This window comes from Sodalis sp. (in: enterobacteria) (genome assembly GCF_047607725.1).
In the GTDB taxonomy this organism is placed as follows: domain Bacteria; phylum Pseudomonadota; class Gammaproteobacteria; order Enterobacterales; family Enterobacteriaceae; genus JBLKSS01.
The window spans coordinates 1-2,722 of record NZ_JBLKSS010000022.1 but is presented as its reverse complement, the minus strand read 5'-3'; the positions used below and the strand labels follow the sequence as shown (position 1 = coordinate 2,722).

The window sequence follows — 2,722 nt, the reverse complement described above, 5'->3', positions numbered from 1 at the left end:
ANNNTSGCCAGSRYCKCCAGCGGCTCGCGCAGCAGAATAGTGGGGTCGAACAGCATGCCCAMCGAGACAAAAAACAATACCGCAAAGGCGTCGCGCAGCGGCAGCGTATCGTGAGCGGCGCGATGGCTGAGTTCKGATTCGTTTAACACCACGCCGGCGAAAAAGGCGCCGAGGGCAAAGGAGACGCCGAAGAGCTCTACCGCGCCGAAAGCAATGCCCARCGKCAACGCCAGTACGGCGAGGGTGAACAATTCACGAGARCCGGTGCTGGCGCTCTTGGCCAGCACCCACGGCACCAGCCGGCGGCCCRCCACAATCATCAGGGTAATAAAGGCGACCACTTTACCGATGCTCAACGCCAGCTTGCGCCAGAGTTGCGTGCTGCCGGTACCCTGGGTGCCCAGGATATCGCCGAAAGCGGGCAACAGCACCAGCGTCAGCACCATGACTAAATCTTCAACATAAGCCAACCGATGGCGATTTGGCAGCGGCGGCTGTCAATCAGCTGCCGTTCCTCCAGAGCGCGCACCACCACCACGGTACTGGCGGTGGACAGGCACAGGCCAAACACCAGACCGTTGAGTAAAGTCCAGCCCATGACGGAGGAAAAGACCATGCCCAGCAGCGTCGCCACCGCAATTTGCGCGATAGCGCCCAGAATGGCGATGTGTTTCACCGCCATGAGATCTTTTAAGGAGAAATGTAGCCCGACGCCGAACATCAGCAGGATCACCTCAAGCTCTGCCAGCTCAGGCGCCAACGAAGTATCGGCGACGAACCAGGGAGTAAAGGGACCAACCAGCACGCCGGCGGCCAAATATCCCACCAAAGGAGAAATACGCAACCGATTTGCTGCTATCCCCAGCAAAAATGCCAGGACGAGCCCTCCTACAATGGTATTGATGAGCGGCGTGGCATGATGCATCAGGACTCCTCTGTCATCGGTTGATACAAAGTGTTACATATTCAGTTTAGGGGATCTTGCCTATGAGTGAACGTTTTTTTACTTAAAATTGACAAATAAAATGAAATGAAGGAAAAAAACGGTAACGCGCCATTTCTCAAGGCAATTCATGCGTCGCCGACTACCGGCGAGCCTGGCGCTGCGGCCGGATTTTGCGTTGCCGCCACGCGCAGCGCAATAAAATTTCGCTACGGACAGCAAAAAGGCCGCTCTTTCGGTAATTCTGGCCCACAATGGCGCATTTCCCGCCGTTTAACTGCGGCGACAAGGCGTTAAAACGGTGACGCAGCGTGAGCGGCGGTCATTGACGCCGCCTGCGCCTGAAAAGGATAGGATCTGGGGTTAGACCTCGCGTTTGGCGATATCGGCAAACAGGGCATCCAACGACTTTTGCAAATCCGCCGGCGCCAGCTCGATATCCAGGCCGCGCTTGCCGCCCGAAACAAACATTGTAGAGAAGGCCTGGGCCGGCGCATCAATGACCGTCGGCAGGCGTTTTTTCTGGCCCAGCGGGCTGATGTCGCCGACCAGGTAACCGGTGGTTTTCTGCGCTAGCTGCGCATCGGCCATTTCCGCTTTTTTGGCGCCAAGGGCGCGCGCGACTTTCTTCAAATCCAACTGCAGCGAAACAGGGGTGACCGCCACCGCCAGCTGCCGCGCTTCCCCGTTCAGGCAGACCAGCAGGGTCTTATAAACGCGATCGGCGCTCAGCCCCAGTTTTTGCACCACCTCCTCACCAAAATGGGTTTCGTTGGCATCGTGCTCGTAGGTATGCAGGATAAAAGGAATACGTTTTTTTTCCAATAACGTGACCGCGGGCGTCATGACAGGGTCCTGATAACAGAAGTTCAGGCGTTCAGGGTAGCGCAAGCGGCGCAACGGGTAAATGATCCGCGACGGCGTTCATTGCCGCAGCAGACCCGGCAGATTATCAGCGCCGTAAAGATGCAAGGCGCCTACCGCTACCACATAGGTGCCCGGCGGCAATTGTTGCAGCGTGGATTTTCAGCGATGATTGCGATCGGTCATCAGGTAGCTGTACAGATCCTGACTGAAGGTGGAGGGAAATGCCTGGCGGACGTCCACCGGCCGACTCTCCAGCCACCAGCCGATCATCACCTGCAGCAGGCGCGCGTTGGTATGCCAATGCGTCAGGGTATCGGCCAGCAGCGCCACGCCCTGATCCGGCAGCCGCCGCAGTAGCGCCAGCTTTTCCTCCAGCCCCTCCTGTTCGATGACCGGTTGGTCATTGGCGCGCGCGGCCTGGATTAATTGATAATCGATGCCGAAATCGGCGCTTAAACCCAGCCGCTCCGCCTGGCGCGATTGCAGCAGCAGGGCCACGTGCTAGGGGGGCAGACCGCCAAGCGCCGTAATACCTTTCTCATGCCTATCGCTCCGGTGCTCATTTGTTGGCTAAGGGTAGCATGAAGCGACGGAGGGACGGTCAGGAATCTGCCGCCGCCTGTTTCACCCGCGCGCCGGCGTCGACGGCGGGGGCGGGTTTGAAGCGGATGAGCCGGTTGGCGTTGCTTACTACGGTAATGGAGGAGAGCTCCATGGCCGCGCCCGCCACCACCGGACTGAGCAGCATGCCGGTAAAGGGAAACAAAATCCCGTATTGCGCGGCAAATCATTTGATACTGAAAGGCAAAATTTTTGATACGCTCAAAAAAAACACAAAAGCAACTTATTTGATACTAACTACTGTACTCATGTCACTTTTTTAACACAGGCTAAAGAAACACCCTGACTGGA

Annotated in this window: 2 protein-coding genes and 2 pseudogenes (1 of these 4 cut by a window edge); all 4 read right to left on the bottom strand. The window is 57.2% G+C overall.

Features of this window, described 5'->3' with window-relative positions; translation table 11 throughout:
- Window positions 1–925: pseudogene (gene ybaL / locus ACMX3H_RS02615) on the bottom strand (YbaL family putative K(+) efflux transporter); it reaches 760 nt to the left of the window's first position.
- Between the two features lie 381 nt (window positions 926–1,306).
- Complete coding sequence (gene ybaK / locus ACMX3H_RS02610) at window positions 1,307–1,789, bottom strand: Cys-tRNA(Pro)/Cys-tRNA(Cys) deacylase YbaK (RefSeq protein WP_415209698.1); 483 nt, start codon at window positions 1,787–1,789, stop codon at window positions 1,307–1,309.
- A gap of 78 nt (window positions 1,790–1,867) precedes the next feature.
- A pseudogene (locus ACMX3H_RS02605) lies at window positions 1,868–2,308 on the bottom strand (TraB/GumN family protein); the annotation flags it as partial.
- A 103-nt stretch (window positions 2,309–2,411) separates the two neighbouring features.
- The gene (locus ACMX3H_RS02600) at window positions 2,412–2,576 is read right to left on the bottom strand and encodes a hypothetical protein (RefSeq protein ID WP_415209697.1); all 165 of its coding nucleotides are present in this window, start codon (window positions 2,574–2,576) and stop codon (window positions 2,412–2,414) included.
- Between the last annotated feature and the right edge of the window lie 146 nt (window positions 2,577–2,722).

Excerpts from the sequence above, each read along its gene's own strand:
- ybaK (WP_415209698.1), bottom strand. The coding sequence starts at position 1,789 with ATGACGCCCGCGGTCACGTTATTGGAAAAAAAACGTATTCCTTTTATC.